General features: G+C 54.6%; 17 protein-coding genes and 4 pseudogenes. 11 read left to right on the forward strand and 10 right to left on the reverse strand.

Going from position 1 to position 20,782, the window contains the following annotated elements; genetic code table 11:
• Nucleotides 1-223 precede the first annotated feature (223 nt).
• Together NFS35_RS19640 and NFS35_RS29735 are read left to right on the forward strand one after the other, a co-directional pair.
• Nucleotides 224-655: a hypothetical protein gene (locus NFS35_RS19640; RefSeq protein WP_251208795.1), complete on the forward strand. Its 432-nt coding sequence runs from the start codon at nucleotides 224-226 to the stop codon at nucleotides 653-655.
• Nucleotides 656-818: 163 nt separating this feature from the next.
• Nucleotides 819-947 (forward strand): annotated as a pseudogene (locus NFS35_RS29735) (site-specific recombinase); the annotation flags it as partial.
• 53 nt (nucleotides 948-1,000) lie between these two features.
• Here the strand turns inward: NFS35_RS29735 and NFS35_RS19650 are convergent.
• From NFS35_RS19650 to NFS35_RS19655, 3 genes and pseudogenes are all read right to left on the reverse strand, one after another.
• Nucleotides 1,001-1,555: pseudogene (locus NFS35_RS19650) on the reverse strand (nuclease); the annotation flags it as partial.
• 237 nt (nucleotides 1,556-1,792) lie between these two features.
• Nucleotides 1,793-1,909, reverse strand: a pseudogene (locus NFS35_RS29950) (transposase); the annotation flags it as partial.
• Nucleotides 1,910-2,251: 342 nt separating this feature from the next.
• A complete protein-coding gene (locus NFS35_RS19655) occupies nucleotides 2,252-3,196 on the reverse strand; it encodes an Rpn family recombination-promoting nuclease/putative transposase (protein WP_251208796.1) in 945 nt (314 codons plus the stop codon).
• 374 nt (nucleotides 3,197-3,570) lie between these two features.
• Here NFS35_RS19655 and NFS35_RS19660 point away from each other — a divergent pair, with 374 nt between their 5' ends.
• From NFS35_RS19660 to NFS35_RS19685, 7 genes and pseudogenes are all read left to right on the forward strand, one after another.
• Entirely contained in the window at nucleotides 3,571-3,723 is a 153-nt protein-coding gene (locus tag NFS35_RS19660; RefSeq protein ID WP_251208797.1) for a hypothetical protein, read from the forward strand.
• Nucleotides 3,720-4,568, forward strand: coding sequence for an ABC transporter ATP-binding protein (locus NFS35_RS19665; RefSeq protein WP_251208798.1), 849 nt, complete (start codon nucleotides 3,720-3,722; stop codon nucleotides 4,566-4,568). Before NFS35_RS19660 ends, NFS35_RS19665 begins: the two co-directional genes overlap by 4 nt.
• On the forward strand, nucleotides 4,568-5,560 hold the full coding sequence (locus tag NFS35_RS19670; RefSeq protein ID WP_251208799.1) for an ABC transporter permease: 993 nt from the start codon (nucleotides 4,568-4,570) through the stop codon (nucleotides 5,558-5,560). Before NFS35_RS19665 ends, NFS35_RS19670 begins: the two co-directional genes overlap by 1 nt.
• Nucleotides 5,561-5,653: 93 nt before the next feature.
• Nucleotides 5,654-6,349 (forward strand): annotated as a pseudogene (locus NFS35_RS19675) (ABC transporter permease); the annotation flags it as partial.
• Entirely contained in the window at nucleotides 6,289-6,528 is a 240-nt protein-coding gene (locus NFS35_RS29955) for a WCX domain-containing protein (RefSeq protein ID WP_408629645.1), read from the forward strand. The pseudogene NFS35_RS19675 and the gene NFS35_RS29955, both read left to right, overlap by 61 nt.
• Before the next feature lie 31 nt (nucleotides 6,529-6,559).
• Nucleotides 6,560-6,907, forward strand: coding sequence for a DUF3795 domain-containing protein (locus NFS35_RS19680; protein WP_330640379.1), 348 nt, complete (start codon nucleotides 6,560-6,562; stop codon nucleotides 6,905-6,907).
• 183 nt (nucleotides 6,908-7,090) lie between these two features.
• Complete coding sequence (locus NFS35_RS19685; protein ID WP_251208802.1) at nucleotides 7,091-8,128, forward strand: hypothetical protein; 1,038 nt, start codon at nucleotides 7,091-7,093, stop codon at nucleotides 8,126-8,128.
• A gap of 40 nt (nucleotides 8,129-8,168) precedes the next feature.
• On the opposite strand, the gene NFS35_RS19690 is transcribed toward NFS35_RS19685, so the two are convergent.
• On the reverse strand, nucleotides 8,169-8,936 hold the full coding sequence (locus NFS35_RS19690; RefSeq protein ID WP_251208803.1) for a DUF4886 domain-containing protein: 768 nt from the start codon (nucleotides 8,934-8,936) through the stop codon (nucleotides 8,169-8,171).
• 206 nt (nucleotides 8,937-9,142) lie between these two features.
• On the opposite strand from NFS35_RS19690, the gene NFS35_RS19695 reads away from it, so the two are divergent.
• Nucleotides 9,143-11,116, forward strand: a complete 1,974-nt coding sequence (locus NFS35_RS19695) for a methyl-accepting chemotaxis protein (protein ID WP_251208804.1) — start codon at nucleotides 9,143-9,145, stop codon at nucleotides 11,114-11,116.
• Between the two features lie 153 nt (nucleotides 11,117-11,269).
• Here the strand turns inward: NFS35_RS19695 and NFS35_RS19700 are convergent, their stop codons facing one another.
• Nucleotides 11,270-12,466 (reverse strand): phosphopentomutase, encoded by a 1,197-nt coding sequence (locus NFS35_RS19700; RefSeq protein ID WP_251208805.1) that lies wholly within the window; start codon nucleotides 12,464-12,466, stop codon nucleotides 11,270-11,272.
• 294 nt (nucleotides 12,467-12,760) lie between these two features.
• On the opposite strand from NFS35_RS19700, the gene NFS35_RS19705 reads away from it, so the two are divergent.
• Entirely contained in the window at nucleotides 12,761-14,020 is a 1,260-nt protein-coding gene (locus NFS35_RS19705) for a DUF1266 domain-containing protein (RefSeq protein ID WP_251208806.1), read from the forward strand.
• A gap of 310 nt (nucleotides 14,021-14,330) precedes the next feature.
• Here the strand turns inward: NFS35_RS19705 and NFS35_RS29960 are convergent, their stop codons facing one another.
• The 5 genes from NFS35_RS29960 to NFS35_RS19725 all read right to left on the reverse strand — a co-directional run bounded on the left by NFS35_RS29960 (nucleotide 14,331) and on the right by NFS35_RS19725 (nucleotide 20,778).
• Nucleotides 14,331-14,537, reverse strand: a complete 207-nt coding sequence (locus NFS35_RS29960; protein WP_408629646.1) for an alpha-L-rhamnosidase C-terminal domain-containing protein — start codon at nucleotides 14,535-14,537, stop codon at nucleotides 14,331-14,333.
• A gap of 238 nt (nucleotides 14,538-14,775) precedes the next feature.
• Nucleotides 14,776-16,923 (reverse strand): beta-galactosidase, encoded by a 2,148-nt coding sequence (locus NFS35_RS19710; protein ID WP_251208807.1) that lies wholly within the window; start codon nucleotides 16,921-16,923, stop codon nucleotides 14,776-14,778.
• Nucleotides 16,924-16,925: 2 nt separating this feature from the next.
• Entirely contained in the window at nucleotides 16,926-17,927 is a 1,002-nt protein-coding gene (locus tag NFS35_RS19715) for a LacI family DNA-binding transcriptional regulator (protein WP_251208808.1), read from the reverse strand.
• Nucleotides 17,928-18,120: 193 nt separating this feature from the next.
• Nucleotides 18,121-19,719 (reverse strand): ABC transporter substrate-binding protein, encoded by a 1,599-nt coding sequence (locus NFS35_RS19720; protein ID WP_251208809.1) that lies wholly within the window; start codon nucleotides 19,717-19,719, stop codon nucleotides 18,121-18,123.
• A gap of 132 nt (nucleotides 19,720-19,851) precedes the next feature.
• Nucleotides 19,852-20,778 carry a carbohydrate ABC transporter permease gene (locus NFS35_RS19725; protein ID WP_251208810.1) on the reverse strand — a complete coding sequence of 309 codons (927 nt, stop codon included), beginning with the start codon at nucleotides 20,776-20,778 and terminating at the stop codon, nucleotides 19,852-19,854.
• Nucleotides 20,779-20,782: the final 4 nt, after the last annotated feature.

Here is a 20,782-nt window from a genome sequence, read left to right on the forward strand (position 1 = left end):
GGATACGGGCAGTTTCAAAAAGATGGGGATAAAAATATCTTAAGGATAAGCAAGTTTATCCTTAAATTAAGATAAACTGCCTATTCCGCCATGGATAACTATGTTCACAGCCATGGTCTTGTAAGCAGTCCAATAAGCACCGGAACGGACATAAATGCCTATTGTTTGCGGCGGAAAGATGTGCTATACTCAGGGCAATAAATTATTGTTGGAGGAAATGCAGATGGACAGGGCATATACAGGTTATAATATTGACGGTTGGTATATTCAGCTTCCGCAAGAATGGAAAATGACAGTAGATAAGGAAAGCGGACAAATAATTTTTGATGATGAAGAAACGGTTAATATCTATATTTCAACTTTTAATTTTGTAAGACCGGAAACAGGGGAAATAGCAAGTGCAGAAACGGTATCTTCAATCGTTTTGCAGGCTTTAAACTTACAGGGAGCTGAGGAATGCAAGCACTTTTCTAAATACTATCCAGAAGGCTTTCTTGCACATATATACAAAAGCATAACAACTGATGGTTATATAATGATTGCCTGTATAGTCTGTACAGAGGGACATTCTTTTTCGTTTTATGTTGTAGGAGACGAGGATATAAATTTTGAAAACTATATCCAGCATGTCAATTCTGTTGAACGAGATTTATAACACTTACTGAGCGTTTTCCTCTTGGCGGTCAGTTTGGCATACTCTGTTTTCCATGCCTTTGTCGGGACTCCAGCCCTGTGCGGGGGCTGTGGCGGCGTTCTGGGCGGCCTGCCCGTCCAGTATGCGGCGGGTACGGTCGGTCATTACAGTTTTTCAAGGAATGGTGACCAAGCGCATATCAGACGAGCGTTTCACGGAGCTTTCGGCAGACTACGAAGCCGAGCAAAAGGAACTGAAAGAGAAGGCCGCCGCTTTGCAGGGCGAGCTTTCAAGGACACTGGAAGCCATAATCGTAAAAATTATAGACTGGGAACCTGTCTTTAGATTCCCGGCCTGCAGTTTTGTCTATGCACTTCTATCAGCTTTCAGTTGTTTTACTTCGTCAAGAGGAAGTCCTGCATATTCCGCAATTTTTTCAAGTGTCAGCATTCCATCTGCCAACATTCTTTTAGCAGTATTTATTGCCCCTTCTTTTACACCCTCTTGTAAAGATTCTTTTCTCATATCCTCCATGACTTTGCACATGATTAAAATGCCCTCCTTACTTTCCTTGAAAAAACGAACTCTGTCTGCCAGTGTCCCATAATACATATCTGCCGCATTAGTACATGAAAAATCATGCATGAGTTTTCCGATTGGCGTATCTCCACGATAGGCACCGTTTACATACAGTATATGTGAACCGTCCTCAAATCTTTCACCGGTTCCTAAGAAGCACCTCTCAATCGGATAGAGCGGCAGCCCTTTTCCTATCACATCATTTTCTGTGATGAACACAATCCATGTTTCTGGAAGATTGTCAAAATCATCACCTTTCTTCAAAAGGGTTGCGTCCATCATGCTGGAATTATACCTTGCCCTTTTTCTCCCGGCTCCTTTATCGGCTCGTTGGATTTCCACATAATTCCGACATCTGAATTATCTGGAGATACAGAGGACGGACAGCCTGGACCGTTAATGGGAATTTACACCGATGATTTAGAGAACTGTATGCTTGTTTTTCCAAAGCAATAATTCCAGTTTAGCGGTCTAATACTTGTGAGTTGAAAGTTTGTACCATTATGAAACCAGAGAATCCCATTGATCATCTGGTTCTTCCTGCCACTCCTGAATTATTCGTGTTATGCGTAATTCCGGCTTTTGGCCTAAAACGATCTCCATATGCACGTCCCCGCTGCCGTTAAGGGCGTCCAGCATTTCAAGCGCAGGGACAGAGAGGAAATACCTGTCCAGCAGGAACAGGGAATCCCCAAAGGCTTCACCCCGTCACCAACGAGGACATGGAAGCCTTATCTGCTCCACTAACGCGTCATCATTCACACGCTATCAACCCCCTTCTTTGAAATATTCACGGATATAATCTAAACATAGTTACCCAGTACTTATAAACAAACTCTGTTTGCATCTGTTGATTATCTATCATCAAATATCCCGATTTCCCCGCCTGTGCTTTGCGTGACACAATGCCCTCGATATAGTCGGCAAGGTAAAGTTGCCTGACTAAAGCCCGACCCGTCCGGCAGTCAGCCGGATAGGGAACGGCAAAATTATCTCACATGAGCAAAGCGCCAGGGACAATAATAGTCCATGGCGTTTTCATAATTGCCGTTCCAGCATGTCCATATACTTTTGCCGTTCGTTCTCCGGGACTTTCAGCGCCGTCATAGCCTGCTCAATGGTCAGGTTCATTGTTTCCATAAGGTTTTTAATAGAGACCAAAATCCCTTTTGCAACGCCCCTTTCCTCAACACCCTTGCCCAGATTGCACATGACCGACACCTCCCTTTCCATCGTCTGCGTCATTTGTATGCCGTAATCGTCCTGCAAGATTTTCCGCTTCTCCGCCTCGCTGGTTTCATTGGAGAGAAGCACGTCCAGCATTCGCAGTACGCCGTCATAGTTTTCCCCATCCGACCCGCCAAGACATAGCATGATGATGGACAACAAATCATAATTCCTGACCGGTTCCGTGGCGTCGCCTACCAGGTGCTCCTCCAACAGCCGATATCGGGTTATGGTGTTCTCCCGAACCTTTGGCGGATTCATACAAATCCAGATGGAATAGACCTTTTTGATTTTCTCGTAGTGAGAGCCAGTGAACTCCCTCCCATGCTGGGAAGAAATCATACGACAACAATAGTATATGCCGCGCTTTATCAGCGGATAGCCGGGATAAAAATCGTTCTGCGCCTCTACGTTGACGATGAGGGCAATCCCTTCCTCGGAGCCTGGGACGATGCCACGGAAACGAATGTCATAGGTGACCGTCCCTTCGCGCACCGATTTGTCCTCGGTGTCCATGCCGCTGATGATGGTACCGCCCTCGTCCGGCAGCACCGGAACGGCAGACACCTGGGGTTGGCCTTCTATATACTTCTCGGCAATGTCATTGACATCGCAGTCCTTGTATTCTTCCAGACAGGATTTCATAATCCGCGCCAGAATTACCTTTTCAGACAGAACACGTTTGCAGGCGGCATCGTAGCCCCCACTGTCGTCCGTGACGTGCAGCCCTTGCGCGATTGTCGTTTCTCCGTCCACCGTCCTCACCTACTTTCGTTTCATTTTACCACAGCTTCGCCAAAGCGTCCACTACTTTTCCAAAGGGCAAAGGCAGGAAGCCGAATTTTTCATCAAGCCAAAAATTTCACCCAAACTTCACACCGACCTCACACCGACTTCAACCCGCTCCTTTATCCTTATCCCATCAAGAGGGAACACCCTTAAGACAACAGCAATCCGAACCCCTCCGAAAAGGTCCATGGACAGGAACGCAGCCGAAAGAACCGCAAGCGCGATTGCAGCCAGAATCCATCCAGAGCAGGCGCGGTTCCGGAAGGCAAGCCAAACGAAAGCGCCTGGAACCCCAGGGAGCGGACGGGCACTGCGGCAACAAAAAGAAGGAGATAACGCTTATGTTTTTAGGTCTGGAATGGTACTGGTGGCTCGTGATCCTGGCAGTCCTGGCGATCTCTGTGCCCTGCAAAGTGAAGTTCATGAAATGGTGGGCCAGGCAGGAAAAGAGCAAGAAGAAAGAACAGCGCGGGAAATGGGGGGATGAGGAATGATCGAAGTAAAAGACCTGACTTTTTCCTACGGGAAAGACAAGGATGCGCTGCACGGCCTGAACTTCACCGTAGGGGACGGAGAAATCTTCGGCTTCCTGGGGCCCAACGGTTCCGGGAAGTCCACCACCCAAAAGATACTCACGAGCATCCTGAAAGGCCATGGCGGCAGCGTGACCCTCTTCGGAAAGGACTTAAGGAGCGCCCATACACAGGAATTTTTCCGGAAAATCGGCGTCCTGTTCGAGTTCCCCTATCTGTATACCAATTTAAGCGCCCTTGACAATCTACGTTATTTCGCTTCTTTCTATCCCAAAGAGCAGCTGCGGGATCCGGAGGAGCTACTGGAGGAGCTGGAATTCAAGCGGGATTTCCTGCGGAAGCCTGTTTCCTCTTATTCCAAGGGCATGCGGCAGCGGGTCAGCATGGCCAGGGCCCTGATCAGCAACCCCAGGCTCCTGTTCCTGGACGAGCCCATCAGCGGCCTGGACCCCACTGGAGCCGTGCTCTTCCGCAAGATCATCGAAAAGGAGCGCAAGAAAGGGACGACCATATTCGTCACCACCCACAATATGCTGGACGCCGACCTGCTCTGCGACAGAGTGGCATTTCTCTCCAATGGGAATATCGCGGCCCTGGACACGCCCCGGAACCTGAAAGAGCGCAACAGCAACCGCAGCATCGCGGTGTCCTATCTGTACCAGGGTAAGCGACGGGAAGCGACGATCACGGCTCCGGAGCTGAAAGGCGGCATCCCCTTTGCCTATGACGAAATCATCAGCATCCACTCCCAGGAGCCCACTCTGGAGGATATCTTCATCCAGTATACAGGAAGGAGGCTGACGTGATGAATCGAGGATTCACCCAATTATTGAAAAAGGACTTCCGGCTCATGCTGTCAGGCAGGTTCTTCCTTCTGGTGCTTGGCTCCCTTGTCCTTTACTCCTGCTATATCCATTTCGTGTACGCGAAAGTGGACCAGGCAATCTATCCGGTCTATCTGTTGGATCCCCAGGGCCGCCGGACCGCAGCGTCCGACTACATAACTGTAGTGGACGGCAGAAAAGCCCTGGAGGCCGCCTGCGGGGACAGGTATTCCGTGGGCATCGACCTGTCCTCCGGGACGCCGGAATTCTACCTGCTCTCCTCCGGCGCCGGCACCGCCGACCATTACCGCACCATCTGGGCGCAGGCAGTGCTTGAGGGAAATACGGAGGGACAGGCAGAAGTAATCGGCTCTAACAGCAGGGAGATGAAGAACCGTCGGGAAATCACCGCGGAATTCCTGTTCTTCGAGCTGTCGGCGGTGGGCTTCCTGGGTCTCGCCTCCCTGCTGTTCAAGGAAAAGCAGATGGGAGTCATCCGGGTGCACGGCATCCTTCCGGTGAACAGGACGATGTTCATCCTGTCGAAGCTGTCCGTGTTCCTGGTATCGGATTTGGCCTTTGCGGCGCTGCTGACAGTGATCAATCTGGGCCTGGGGCCGGGCGCCGCGGTTCTGCCGGCCGTGCTGCTCCAGGCGGGCATCCTGTCCCTGATCATGGCGCTGATCGGCTTTTTCTGCGCGGTAAGGCTGCCGGACTTCAAGCAGTTTTCCCTGCTCTACCTGGTCCTTGCCGTTTTTATCACCACGCCTGTATTCCTGGCAGGCCAGACCGGCGTCTCAGGGGGCTGGATCGACTTCCATCCCATGTACCATCTGTTCACGGCCATGAAAGGCGCGTATTTTTTGGCTCCCAACACCAAATTGCCCTACTATGCCGCCTGTCCGGGGACGATTCTCCTGCTGTTCCTTCTCGCCCACCGGACGCTGACCCGGGAAATGGCCAGGGAGGGATAGGGCGGCAGCATCCGGAAGCTGTGACGTAACCAAAATATTGTCATGTACTGAAAAAAGACTGGTACGCGCCCATAGGCGCTAGGAGGAATATAGATGAAAAGCTTAAAATATCAGCTGAAAAGCATCCGGCGGGACAAATTGTGCCTTCTGACCTTTCTGCTGCCAATCGTGGTGGGTCTGGCCATCAACCTGCTTTCCGGCGTGGATTTCGATTCCCTGGGGGAGACCTCTTTCGGCGTCCTGGAAGGCCAGATTTCCCAGGGGGCGGCTGCCTGGCTCCAGGCGAGCGGAACCGTCACCCGGTACGGCACGGAACAAGCCCTCCGGGAAGCGGTCAACGAGCCGTCCACCCAGATGATAGGCGTGCTGGAAGCAGGGGAGGGCATCCGCACGTTCCTGTCCGGCGACGAACTGGAAGTGACCCGGGTGACAGCCGACACCCTGCCCCGGCTCTATGACAACCGGGCAAAAGAAGCCTGTTACCCCACCGCCATCCATCCGGCGTCCACTGAAAACGAGGGCCTGAAGTCCCTGCTGATCGTGATAACTTTGGTCACGGCCATGTTCATGGGATGCACCTTCAACGCCATGAACATCATCACCGAAAAAGAAGACGGAATTATCTTTATCAACCGGATACTCCCGATGACAGCCGGGACCTATATGGTGCAAAAAATGCTTCTGGGGTTCCTGGGCGGGACGCTGTCCACTGTCCTGACAGCGTTGGTCTGCATGCGGATCGCGCCGGCGCAGCTGCTTTCCCTGTTCCTGATTGTCCTTTTGTCCGCTTTTATCGCGGCGTTGACCCGCAGGAAGACGGCAGGCTCTATGCGGAATGGGGCTTCACCACCCGGGAACAGGCCGTGGAATGGTTCCTGCACTTCGGCAGAAAAGTGAAAGTCCTGGGGCCGCCGGAGATGGTGGAGCGGATGAAAGCCGAACTGGACGCCGCCCGGGATTTATACTGAACACAAATTTTTCCCGCAACATGACATACAGCTGTCATGTTTCAAATGTTATGATAAGTGCCAGTTCCAAGTGGATATGAGACAAGAAACGGAGGTAACGAACATGGTTGATTCAAGATGCGGACTGCACTGCACCGGGTGCGGATACAAGGGGACATGCAACTGCGGCGGCTGTATCGAGACAGAGGGACACCCTTTTCACGGGGAATGCCCCGTAGCCAAATGCTGCCAGGAGAAAGGCTTCCTGCACTGCGGACAATGCCCGGACATCCCCTGCGACATGCTGACCGACTATTCCTGCGACCCGGAACACGGCGATACGCCCCATGGAGCCCGGATTGAGCAATGCCAAGCCTGGCACAGCACGGACAATGCCTGACCCCATACAGAACCAAAGCATCAGGCTCAAGGACGCATTGCCCGAAACCCTGCCTTTCCTCTGCCGCTTACCGCCAGATGCCCAAACCTGACATCGGGGCCCAAGAGCAGCAAAAAACAGCGCCAACACCAGAAACAAACGAAAGGAAGAGCAAAAATAGACGAAAAAATCCTCTCTCTGCGCATGGAGCGCCAGTGTCTCCTTCGAAAAGCGGACGAAACCGAATACATAGCCCTGTACCGGGATACCCAGCCCGGGCAGAACGTATACTGGCACGGCTTCGGGGAACCTCCCGTCCTCTCCTTCCGCGCCGCTTTCGACGACATGGAGTTCAACCGGCAGCGCCAGCTGCAGCGGAAGCTTGTGAAAGGGCGGTTTGCGGGCGGCAACCTGGGATGGGTCATGGCCGAGGACATGGAGCTGTTCGCCTGCCTATACCGCAAGCCCCTGACCCGCCCCACCCCCCAGCAGTCGGAAGTCCTCACCCTCATCGAAAACGCCGGCCCTTTCAACATCCAGCAGCTCAAGGAAGAGACCGGATTGCTGGTGAAACAGATCACCCCCATCCTGCACCGGCTCCAGGAAGCCTTTCTGCTCTACGAAGACCAGTATGACGGAGAATGGGACAGGGGATGGTATCGATTCGCGGAGATGTTCCCTGACGTGGACACCCAGAGATACAGCAAAACGGAGGCTTTGAAAATCCTGCTCCAGCGGTTCGCCTACCGAACCGTATGGTTCGATGCCGCCATGGCAAAAGCCTTCTACCGGGTACCCGAAAAGGAAATCCGAAACGCCGCAGCCAGCCTGGTGTCAGAGGGCATCCTAATCCCCCGGGAATCCGGTTACCTACTGAAAAGCGACGAAGCCCTCCTGCGGGACTATGCGCCCAGGGACATCCGCTCCGTCTACGCCCTCCATCGGAACGATTTCCTCTACAAAATTCACGAGCCCGCCCTGAAGCAGATGGCCAGGAATCTGACCGACGGCCTGCCCTACGACTGCGAGCCCCTACAGTACCTGCTGATAGACGGCCGGTTCCACGGTGCCGCGGCAGGCCATTTCCGCTACGGCCCCTACGACCTGAACGACATCGTCTGCGACCTGCCCGACGCGGAAAACCGCCGGGAAGAAATCCTCCAGGCCGTCCTGGCCGAGAACCCGGGCGGACAGCCGAAACGGTTCCTGGGAAAAGACCTTTCGCCCCAAAACAACCTGTAGTCTGCCCCATACCCGCTTTTGCATAAAGGCTCCATCAGCTTTACCTGGAACGCCCCCGAACCACATCCTCCACCACGCCGCGAATCAGCTCCAGCAGCGCCGGTTCCGCCCGCTCCCCCGGTGCCAGCGCAGTCTGCGGCACATAGGAAATCCCCCGCACTTCCCTCCCGGTCAGCGTCCCATACCAGGTCAGGGCCAGGGCGTATCTGCCGTACAGGTAACTCATGTGGAAGCCGTCCCTGCAGAGGGACAGTCCCCCTGTCTCATACCGGAAAGGCTCTTCTTTCCGCAGCCTCTGGATGACATCGCCAGAGGGAATCAGCGGAACCCCCACCCGGGCCGCAGCCGTCTCATAGGCATGGCTCAGACGCCGGAACATTTCCCGCTGGTCGTTATTGTACCTTGGGAAATTGCCATGGGTGCTGTCTATCTCATAAGCCCAGGTCTTGTGCAGCAAAATCCTTGCTGCCGGGCACCGCTCTTTCAGATATCCCGCCATCTTGCTCAAAAAAGGCTCATAAGTATCCGGCCATCCGCTGTCATGGCTGGCCTGCTGGGTCACGATGAAGTCCCACTCTTCTTCCGCCAGCGCCTGTGAAATGGACACATAGCGCTCTTCCGACTCCCCGTTCAGCTCATACAGATACGCCGTCTCGTCCGCCTGAATGTTGCTCCAGTGCCGCTCCAGGCTGCAGCCGCCGATATACAGATTGACCACCTTCATCTCCGCCCCGTCCGATGCCCCGATTTTGTGCAGATAATGGGTGGCATCCTGTGAGAAACTGTTCCCGATTGCCAGAATCTTCATCAATTTTCTTTCCCTTTCTAATCCGGTTTCTATCTCAGTTCTATATCCGGTTCTCTTCCATAAAATCCAATCAGCATCTCCATTATAAACTATCTCCCCGGGAATTACAATCTCTATTTCAACATGGCCCCGTAGTTGACAAACCAGACCCCCCTTACGTATAATATAAGAAACACTATATCTTATACATAGGAGGGTAAGATAACATGAAAAGCATTCGCACCAAAATCACCTTATGCCTCATCGTGACAGTGGTGTCAGCTTTGGTGGCCGCGGGACTTTCCGGCATCATTCCCAATTACCACAGCACCATCGACACCGTGGACCACATGATGAGCGAGACCGCAGTCCTTGCCGCGGAGCGCGTGGAACAGGAAATGTCGGCATACAAGAACGTAGCCATGGACACAGGCTGCATTCCCCAGCTGTCCGATCCGGAAGCATCGGTGGAGGAGAAAAAATCCATCATCGACGAACGCTGCGCCATGCATAATTTCCAGCGCGGCAACATCATCGGCCCGGACGGCATCAGCATCTTCGACGGAAAGGACTATTCTGACCGAAATTACGTACAGCAGGCCCTGCAGGGCAATATCTATGTGTCGGAACCGCTGATCAGCAAGATCACCGGAGAACTGTCCATCATGGTGGCGGCTCCCCTGTACGCTGACGGAATCTACGGCTCCTCCATCGTAGGCGTGGTATACTTCGTGCCCCCTGAGACTTTCCTGAACGACATCGTGTCTTCCATCCAGATCGGAGAGAACAGCAGGGCCTATATGATCAACAAATCCGGCGACACCATCGCCGACATCACCCTGGACACCATCACCGTCCAGAATATCGAAGCCGAAGCGGTCAGCGACTCCTCCCTGAAAGACCTGGCGGCCATCCACGAATCCATGCGCCAGGGCGAAAACGGATTCGGCAGCTATGACGGCACCACAGGGAAAATGTTCATGGCCTACGCCCCCGTGAACGGCACGGACGGCTGGAGCATCGCCGTCACCGCGCCCCAGATGAATTACCTGGCCTCCACCTACAACGGCATGGTGCTCAATATCCTGGTGATGGCGGGCGGCGTGCTGATTTCCGTCGTGGTGGCCCTGCTGCTGGCAGGCAGCATCAGCAAGCCCATGAAAGCCTGCGCGAAGCGGATGCAGCTGCTGGTAGAGGGCGACCTGGCCACTCCCATGCCCCAGATCCGCAGCAAGGACGAGACCGGCATGCTGGCCAATTCCACCGCCGCCCTGGTGACGGGGCTGGCCACTGTCATCAATGACATCAGCTATCTGCTGACCCAGCTTGCGGGCCAGAACCTGGATGTCCGCACCGAACATGAGGAAGTCTATGTGGGAAGCTTCCGGGACATCCTGCTGGCCATGCGCCATATGAAACAGGAGCTGAGCCAAATCATCCGTCAGGTGAACGGCTCCGCCAACCAGGTGGCCTCCGCCAGCAGCCAGCTCTCCTCCAGCGCCCAGACCCTGAGCCAGGGCACCGTGGAGCAGGCCAGCGCCGTAGAGGAACTGGCCACACAGGTCACCGAGATATCCTCCCAGGCCAAGCATACCGCCGGCAATGCTCTGGATGTCCGCGAACAGACCCATCAGGCCGGCGAAGAAGTCTCCCAGTGCAACCGGCAGATGCAGAAGCTGATGGACTCCATGGACAAGATACAGAACTGCTCCAACGAAATCGGCAAGATACTGAAGACCATCGAAGACATCGCGTTCCAGACCAATATCCTGGCCCTGAACGCAGCCGTGGAAGCCGCCAGGGCGGGCAGCGCGGGAAAAGGCTTCGCCGTGGTGGCGGAGGAGGTGCGCAGCCTGGCCGGAAAGTCCGCGGAAGCTTCCCGGAATACCTCCGTCCTGATTCATCGTTCCTCGGACGCGGTGAACGAGGGCTCCGTCATCGCCAGAGAGACTGCCAATATCCTGTCAGAGGTGGTGGACAGCATCCAGTCCGTGGTGGAGGCCATCGATGGCATTGCCAACATCGCCAACGAGCAGTCCGATGCCGTCTGGCAGGTCTCCGAGGGCATCAACCAGATATCCACGGTAGTGCAGAGCAACAGTTCCACGGCTCAGGAGGGCGCCTCCGCCAGCGAACAGCTCTCCACAGAGGCCGCCGGGCTGAAGCAGCTGGTAGAGCAGTTCAGATTGCCTACAGACTGAACATAAAGCGCTGTGAGAGTCTCCCTCCCACAGCGCTTTTTTCGGCCTGACGCACTATCATAGAGAAAGCCTGCCAGTCCCTGTTCCCCATATCCTGTTCCGGGTTTCGTTTTCCATACTTCTGACCATGCTTCTGACCAGTCTGCCGTACCTTTATTGCAGCTGCCCCAATATGGAGCTTCCAATGGTCCCCTCCGGCATCGCCACCCCGAAGTTGTCCGCAATCGTGGCCCCTGTCACCGCGAAGGTCTGCGTATCCTCCAGCCTGCCGCTGCCCTGGAAGGACGGCGAATATGCCAGGAACGGCACCTTTTCCCTGGTGTGGTCGGTTCCCGTATGGGTGGGGTCGTTCCCATGGTCGGCCGTGAGAATCAGCAGATCGTCCTCCCGGAGAAGCGGCATCAGCTCCCCCAGCTTCTCATCGAATTTCTCCAGTTCCCGGGCATACCCCACCACATTCCGGCGATGACCCCACAGCGCGTCGAAATCCACCAGATTCACATAGCAGAGCCCTCTGAACTGCCGCTTCGCGATCTCGATGGTCTGCTCCATGCCGTGTACCGAGCTTTTGGATTTGTTGGACTCCGTAAGGCCCTCCCCGTCAAAAATATCGAAAATCTTACCCACAGATATCACATCCAGACCTGCGTCCTTCAGGGCGTTCAGGGCTGTCCTTCCGTAGGGCTTCAGGGCATAGTCATGGCGGTTGCTGGTGCGCTTGAACTCTCCCCGCTTCTTTCCCAGGTAAGGCCTGGCAATCACCCGCCCTACCTTCCACTCGTCCCTCATGGTCAGCTCCCGGGCAATCTCGCAGCAGCGGTACAGCTCCTCCAGCCCGAAAGTCTCCTCGTTTCCGCAGATCTGCAGTACGGAATCCGCAGAAGTATAGACGATCATGGCCCCGGTGGCAATCTCCTCTTCCCCCAGCTCCTCCAGGATTTCCGTGCCGCTGGCGCTCTTGTTCCCGATGATTCTGCGGCCCGTCCTGGCGGACAGCTCCTCTATCAGCTCCCTGGGGAACCCTGTCTCCGTAAATGTCTGAAAAGGCTTCGTGATATGCAGCCCCATCATCTCCCAGTGCCCTGTCATGGTGTCCTTTCCGGCGCTGGCCTCCTTCATCTTCAGGAAATATCCCAGCGGCTTCTCCACCGGTTCCACCTGGCGCAGCGGATGGAGGTTTGCCATTCCTAACTTCTGCAGATTCGGAATGACGAAGCTGTCCACATTTTGGGAGATATGACCCAGGGTGTCCGTCCCGGCATCCCCATAGGCGGCTGCATCCTCCAGCGCGCCCACGCCCAAAGAATCAATGACAATGGCGAAAATCCTGTTGTACTTTCTCTCGCTCATTTTTTACCGCCTTTCCGAATTCCGGATTACAGGAATTCAAATGCTTAAAATCATTATAAGCCATTTTCAGCGGGAACACAATCCTGATTTCAGACATCGCCCGCCAGCACTAACACATCGGCACGGAAACATTGGCATTGGTAGAATATATCCATGAGACAAACAAATAGACAAAACCGGCAAATCAGTATATAATCATTTACAGGGCCGCGGCAAAGTTCCAGCCGTTTTCGTTCTGTTCTGGCCTTTTTCTCTGGAAAGAAAATAAGCATACACGCAACCGGAGGTCTTCAGATGTCATCCACAAGATACAAAATATCCAACAGGAACATATACGGATTCAAAATCAACCTGCCACAGACCATCCTGCTGCTTCCCGTCATGATGGCGCTGGCGCTGCTGGTGGAATTCGCCCTGGGGCCGATTCTGTATCAATTCTACGCAAAAGATGCCGCCCTGGAAGAAAACGCTGTCGGAAACGAAGCCGGACAGGATATCCCCGTCGCGTCCTCTATCGCAGACATGGAGACCCTGGGCGCCTTCACTTTGATTGTAAAGGGAGTCGTCATCAACAATGACACAGTCCGCAGCGGAAACGAAATCTACCATCGAGTCCAGCTGCCCAGCGGCGAAAAAGTCATCGCGCACATCAACAAAAAAGCCATCCAGGACACCGATGAGCCCGGCGTTTACCGTATGCCCGCAGGCACCTGGAAGGAGTGGGATCCCCCTGCGGAAGTCATGATATTCGAGGATTTTCTGGCTTCCACGGATCACTATGTGGACATGTACGGGGACTATGTGCCGGTGCTGACAGAGGACAGCTACACCAGAGCCCTGGGCATGAAAGCTTCTGTGTGGATTTACGTCATTATCCTTTTGCTTTACCGTACAATCGGGGTGCGGCGCTGGCGTTTCGCCCCCGCCCTTTTCTGGAAAAGGGATCCTCTGCTGCCCCGGAACGACCTGGAATGCTGGTGCGCCTCCACCTTTGCCATCTGGGCCCACTCCTTTGACATGCTGGAGGGCTGGCCTTTGATTACGGGAGCCCACGGAAGCCGGAAAGTAGTCTCCAATTTCCGGAATGTGTCCCTGGAGGAACAATGGGACATCCACAACAGACAGCAGGGCCTGGAGACTGTGCATGAGCTGGTGGACAGACATGCCGGGCGGCTGGACACCTTGCACCCGGGCTGGGATCTGTGCCGTGCCACCCAGCTTCTGGGAATGATGTATCTGGTGAAAATGATAGACAGGGAGGAATTGGACCAGGAATTCAGCAGAGCCGGAAGAGTCATCCAGCAGCAGTTCCACTCCTGGGACGAGATGGCGGAAAGCTATCTGGGCGGCTACGAGGCCTGGCTGGCAAGGACAGGCCATGCGGACGCGGCCCAGGCAGCCGCAAGGCGCAGAAATATTTTCCTGAATTTAAAAGCGAATCCCGACGGACCCTATTCAGTGCCATGGCAGACGAACCTGGCCTGGACGCCGGGCAGCAAAGGCGAACGGACAGTGGTGAAAAGGGTCCTGTTCCGCTATCGCCCGCCGGCGTAATTTGGAAAATTTTGCAGAGGATCGCCTGACATGACAGAAAAAGAAACCTACCGAATCCTTGGCCTCCCACAGGATACCAAACCGGATGACGTCAAAAAAGATACTGGCAGATGATTACCCGGGTACACCCGGACATAAGCTGTATTTGAAAAACCAATCCGGAAAGGAACTGGGCTCTCTCTCTTTTTCGGATGACCGTTTGTATTATGTGGTTGTACCGCTATTTGAGCAGAAGCGGGTTCAGATAAAATAGAGGCCGCGGAAAACCAAAGTTCCGCTCTCATGTCAGATGGCGGCGTCCGGGGAATCTCTACGTCCCCCGGGCACCCTTTTGGCAAATTTCATAGAACTCCTGCCAGTTATGATACCTGTACTTTTCCGCATCATACCATACAGGCGCCTCCAGGAACAGGCTCTTGTATAAAATTTTCCAGGAGAAAGAAATCTCCCCATAAGGACATGGCACAACGGCTCTGACTTCATCCACATCCTCAGGTATGCAGGGCTGAATCCTGATGCTCCTTTACCCCGGCGTCACTGGCTATTCTATTGGTTTATTTTGACCTTTTGTACAATTCTGCCCATCAAAAAAGCCAGCAGTCTGCAAATGACACTACTGGCTTTTTATTCATTTTCTCAGATGCCATACTGTGTATACAGCATATATCGTTTTTCACTCTCCGGCCACGATTTCTATTTGTACCTTTTTTCTGAAAACCCTCAGCCAGCACAAAGACTTAAAGCAACCCACCGCCTCATCGATACTGCTCCGTCACCGTCACTCCGTCCAAACGGCAGGCACGCCCATCTTTCATCTTTGGCCATTTTTCCAGAAATACCGCCGCTTTTTCCTCCAGCGGATATACCACTATCTCCAGCCTCTCCGGAAAACCAAAGTATCCCAGACTCAAAGGCACCTCCTGACCAGTGTAAAAGTGGTCATTTATCTTCTCCGTCCCGTCGTAAATTTCCATTCGGTCTCCCGAATAAGATATTTTCAGGAAAGTATCCCTTCCCGCCAGTCGGTTTCCTTTCTCCTTATAGGACACCGCAACCTCATATCTTGCCTTTTCCGCATCCCTGGAAATCAGGGACACCGCCACGTCAGCCGTATTGTCGTCTGTCTTTCTCTCATATACCGTAAACCGCCCCTCTTGGCCGCACTCCGCAAAGCCCGGCAGACTCTCTTCCGGCAATCTCGGAAAAGCCCGAATGACCGTATCCGCGCCGCCTGTCACCCTGACCTTTCCCTCCTCTTCCCAGACGAAATCTTCCGCCAGAATCAGATAATCCTGCCCCAGGCTCAGCTTCTGCGCCGAGAGAGCTTCCTTCCGAGTCAGCTTCAGGATGTCAGCCCGTACATCCCCCTCCCAGCAAAAAACCGCGTTCTCACCAGGCAAAGTCCCGCATCCCTGGCTTTCCCCTTTCTCAGGACAGCCTCTTCCGGAAACTTCAGGCACATAATCCCCATAAAAGACCCAGGTATCCCCCTCGTTCGTCCGCAGCCTGCAGAGAGGCGTGGCGAGCGCCGTGCGCAGGCAGGCATCCCCAAGTTTCAGCATATAGGGAAAGAACCCATACTCGCCGTCCTCGATATCCACCGGAGGAAACTTTATCTCCCCGCCCTCGCAGATGCCGGTCAGCACCGTACCGGGATGCCCGTCCATCTTGTGCCGCCTCTGATAATTATTGAAGAAAACATACCCGCTCCTGCCGTCATGCCTGCAGGACAGCCGCAGGGTATGGAAATCATCCGGCCTGACCCGGTCCGGGCAGACAGCCGCCTCCATCGCCGCCAGTCCCCCGCCAAATTCCTGCAGGAAAAGAGCCAGCAGCCGCACCTCCCGGTAAGTATCCGAAATCGTGCCATACTGCCTGATGGGGGCGTTGAAGTCATAATTGATTTCCGGCAGATCATTGGCATATCCTGTCGCCCGGCTCTCCTGCAAGGTGGAAAGCTTACCCCTGGGATTGCTTCCCCCATGGTACATATAATAACCCAGCAGAGCGGCTCCGCTGCCCAGTTTGGCTATGGACATGGCGCCGATATCTTTCCCGCCCGCCACCGGTCTTCTGTGGGAGGTCACCTGCAGCCCTCCGCCCAGTTCCGCCGTGAGGAAAGGAAAACGGGACTCATCAAAGGTAGTCTCCTCTCCCGTGTGATGGTCACAGGCAATCTGGGCGTCATTGCGCTCATAGCTGAACACGAAATTCGCGTTGGGCTCCAGCTCTGTGACCCTTTGATCCCAGGGAGCCTCACAGTATCCCCCCATCACGGGAAGCAGGTCCCCGATACAGGCCCCACCCCATCCGGTGGCCGTATACAGAGGCGCCCTGAAACCGATTTCTTTTGCCATGGCAGTGAGCGTGCGCATATGGTCCTCTCCGGCCTCCCCTTTCAGCCCGCCCACATGCCCGTATTCATTTTCAATCTGTATCCCGATTACCGGGCCGCCGTCCTCATGCAGGAAGCCTTTCGCCTGTTCATACACCCTTTCCCAATAGCGCCTTACCAAACTCAGATAAGCCGGGTCATCACTGCGCAGCATGACCCCGCCCTTTCCTTTTTCCCGGACCCAGTCCGGGAAGCCGCCGTTCCTGACTTCTCCGTGCACCCAGGGACCCAGGCGCAGGAATACCAATATCCCCACTTTCCGGCAGGCCTCCAGGAATCCTTTCAGATTCCTGCATCCGGTAAAGTCGAAGACCCCCTCTTCCTCCTCATGGTGAATCCAAATCACATAGGCGGACACGATTTCCACGCCGCCAGCTTTCATCTTGCGCAGGGATTCCTCCCACAGCGCCTCCCGGTAACGGCTGTAATGCATCTCCCCCATCACCGGGAACCAGGGACGACCGTCCCTGAGCAGGCATCTGCTCTCATAACCATATTCTGTACCCATTTTCATATCCTCACACTTGTATAAATCCTGTCCGTAGACCTGCGCAGCAGAATCTCATGTTCCATTATCACCTTTTTCTCGTAATCCTGACCCCGCAGGCAGCGAATCATCTGTTTCCCTATCATATTGCCGATCTTCCTGGCGGATATATTGATTGCGGTAATCTGTGGCGTAAAACAGTTCAGGTTGGAGCTGTTGTAGAGGGACGCCACCGCCACGTCCCTGGGAATCCGGTACCCTTCCGCCTGCAGACGGGACACGATTTTGGTGCACACCATATCGTCTCCGCATATGATGCATTCCACCTTTTTGGCAAGCATGTCGCTGATGATGGCATCCAGCAGGGCCACCTGCAGGGCGCCCACATAGTAGGCTTGTCTCTCACCGGGAATCCCGCTCTTCAGCAGCGCGTTGCCAAATCCCTGGTAGCGGCTGCGGTTCACCCGGTAGGACAGATCCTCCACCACCAGGGCGAACTTGCTGAATCCTTTGCCGATCAGCAGGGCAGTCAGCTCCTCGCAGGCCGCCTCATTGTCCGTATCCACCTGGATGACCTCCTTTTCATCGCACTGCCCCGTGACTCCCACAGGGAAATGAATATCCGTCAGATACCGCAGCGCCCTGTCGTTCTCCATATTCCTGGTGAGGATAATCCCGTCCACTTTCTTTTGTTCCGCAAGCATCTGAATCCCGGAAATGTCGCTGATCGTCTCGGTGGCGATCAGCACATTGAAATCCATGAGGGACGCGGCTTCACAGACGCCCAGCATGCAATCCTGGAAGTAAGAATTGGCATTCTCATACACATCTGCGGGAAACACCACCCCCAGATTGCCGGTCTTCCCACCCCCATCCGATTCCCGGGACAGATACATCCCCTGCTGCCCCGCGTATGCCACGATCCTCTCCCTGGTCTTCTCCCCTATCCGTCCCTTTCCGGACAGTGCACGAGAAACCGTGCTCTTTGATACGCCCAGTTCTCTCGCCATTTCGTCCAATGTCATCCTGCTCTCCCTCCTTCCCCTCTATCATAACCCCCATCCGCCGGAAAAGCAAATACTCTATGTAGGGGAAAGGGCTCCCGCTTTGCGCAGCAGCCCTTCCCCACAGGACGCCGCCAGCGGCAGCCCCTTTCTTTGTCCCGGAATCCCGCGGCGCCGTGAGGCTCCAGTCCCGAATCCCCGGTTCGCCCGGGAATCAGTTCGCCTGCTTTTCAGCGATATAGCTCGCCGCCTGGCTCTCCATCTCCGCAAGCACGTCCCGGATGCCGGCGCTCTCCAGCGCCGTGCGCAAATCCTCGATAGACTGATCCACATCGTTCACCAGGCCGCTCACCAACGGATCGTAGTAATTGCCCATGGCCGCCTCCACTGCCGCGAACTGGGTGCTCACCTTGGTGGAGTCGAAATTGAAGCCGTCCAGCACATGGGCCTCCTTGATATTGTTGTTCCAGCTCTCTTCCATGGCTTCCCGGACATCGTCCAGCGGCGTCTTGTCCTCGATGTATTCCGTCCTCTGGATAGCCGCGTTGTTCCATCCCCAGTTACAGTTACTGGACACGCCAAATCCTGACTCGTCGATTACTTTGTACTGGTCGTCCCCCACGGCCTCCCAGTGCTTTCCTTCGATGCCCAGCATGGCCAGATCCTGAACCGCCGGATTCGTATAGAACTCGTTCAGAACCATCATGGCCCTTTCCTTGTTCTTGCTGTTCTGATTGATTGCCACGCCGTTGTTGATATAAGGCTGCACCTTCTTGGGCAGATCGGCGACAGGATCTATCAGCGTCACGTTCCAGTCAGGATTCTCCGTATTAGCCTGCTTTCCATAGGTAGTGCAGCTGCCCAGGTTCCAGACCATTCCCGCCGTCCTGCCGGTGAGCAGTCCCGTCTGGCGCTCATCGCTGGAATTGAGCACATCCGGAGACCAGCAGCCCGCGTCGGCCAGCTCTTTCATCTGCCTGCAATAATCCGTGAAGCCGTCCCAGTCCAGGAGATAGTAGAAACCGGTGTCTGACGGATCCTGGGTATGATAGAGCACCAGCTCGCCGCCGTGAGGCGCGCCGCCTGTGGTGGCCAGTCCCTGCGCCTGGAAATACTGATACCATGGCCCGCCCTGGCTGGCGTACATTCCGTCTGCGGCACAGGCCAGGTAAAAGGCTTTCAGCTCATCCCAGGAGGTAATCTGGTCGATATTGTATTTCTCCATCAGGTCTCCGCGGACAGCCAGTACGTCCTGGGCAAATTCATTCTGATAGTTGGGCACCATGTAAATCTGTCCGTCAATCTTCGCCTGATCCCATGCGACTTCCGGGACTACCTCCCAGATATCCGGCGCGTAGGTCTGGATGAATTCCTCCGAAAGGGGATAGAATCCCCCCAGGGATACCGTCTGCTCATAATGGCACCAGCTGGATGCCGTGAAAATCAAGTCGAAATCCTCCTTGGAAGAGAACAGCAGTGAATATTTCGTATCATGTTCACCCCAGGAAAGGAAGTCCACGCTTATGGAGCAGTTCAGCTTCTCCTCCAGGATTTCATTGATTTTCCCATAGACCTCGTCAAAATCCGGGGTGCGTTCCCCTATCAGATACATCTTCAGGTCTACATGTTCGGAGGTATCTGCCCCCCCGGCATCCGAAGCGCTTCCGCCAGCCTCCGCCGAAGCGTTTCCGCCCTCCGAACCTGAGGCCGCAGAATTCTCCGAGCCTCCCTCCGAACCGCAGCCTGCCAGCAGGCCTGTGGTCATCGCTGCCCCGAGCAGCAGCGCCAATCCTTTTTTCATCCTGTTTTTCATAAAGCCCTCCTTCTGTTTTGCTTTTTTGATATTCCGTGCCCGATTGTTGCGGATTCCCTGCATCCGCCGGCTTATCTCAACCGTTTATTACCGGTTTTGACACTTTTCTATTACGGTTTACAGTGCATCCTCTTATCCCTTTACCGCGCCGATCGTAATGCCCTGCACGAAATACTTCTGCACCATGGGGAACGCCAGTATAATCGGCCCGGTGACCACGATTGTCAGGGCCATCTTCAAGGTCTGGGTAGGCAGCGACATGGAGCTGACCACAGCGCTGTTCACCGCATTGTTGGAAATCAGCTTTTTGTAAGACTCGATGTTGTTCACCTGCTGGTACAGGAAGTACTGCAGGGGATATTTCTCTTCCGCCTTTATGTAGAGCATGGCGTTGTACCAATCGTTCCAGTAGGCCAGGGCGATGAACAGGCCCACTGTGGCCAGCGCCGGCTGAATCAGCGGCAGCACAATCTGGAACAGCGTCCTCACCTCACCGCAGCCGTCAATCCTGGCTGACTCCACAAGGGAATCCGGTATGGAGGAAATATAGCTTTTCATGACCAGCAGGTTGTACACGGAGAACACCAGCGGCAGCAGCAGGGCCAAATAGTTGTCCTGCAGCTTCAGGGTCTGGGTGTACAGGATAAAGGTGGGCACCAGGCCGCCGGAGAACAGCGTGGTGAAGTAGAAGAAAAAGGAGAACTTGTTCCTCCACTCGAAGTCTTTCCTGGACAGCACATACGCGGTCATGGTCTGTATCAGCAGGCCGATGGCCGTGCCGACAGCCGTCAGCACAATGGTCGTGGCATAGGCCCGCAGGACTACAATCGGCTCTTTGAACACGGTCTTGTACGCTTCCAGCGATAAATCCTGGGGCAGCAGCGAGAATCCGTTTGCCGTAATCGCGCTCTCGGAAGAGAAAGAGCCTGCCAGAATCATCAGAAAGGGAATCAGGCACAGCAGGGCTATCAGTCCTGAAAAACCGTAGGCGATGATGTTCAGCGCCACCACATCTTTCCCTCTTTTTACTTTGCCTAAATGAGTCGCCTCTTTTGCCATTTTG

The organism is Acetatifactor aquisgranensis (assembly GCF_943193215.1).
In the GTDB taxonomy this organism is placed as follows: Bacteria; Bacillota; Clostridia; order Lachnospirales; family Lachnospiraceae; genus Acetatifactor; species Acetatifactor aquisgranensis.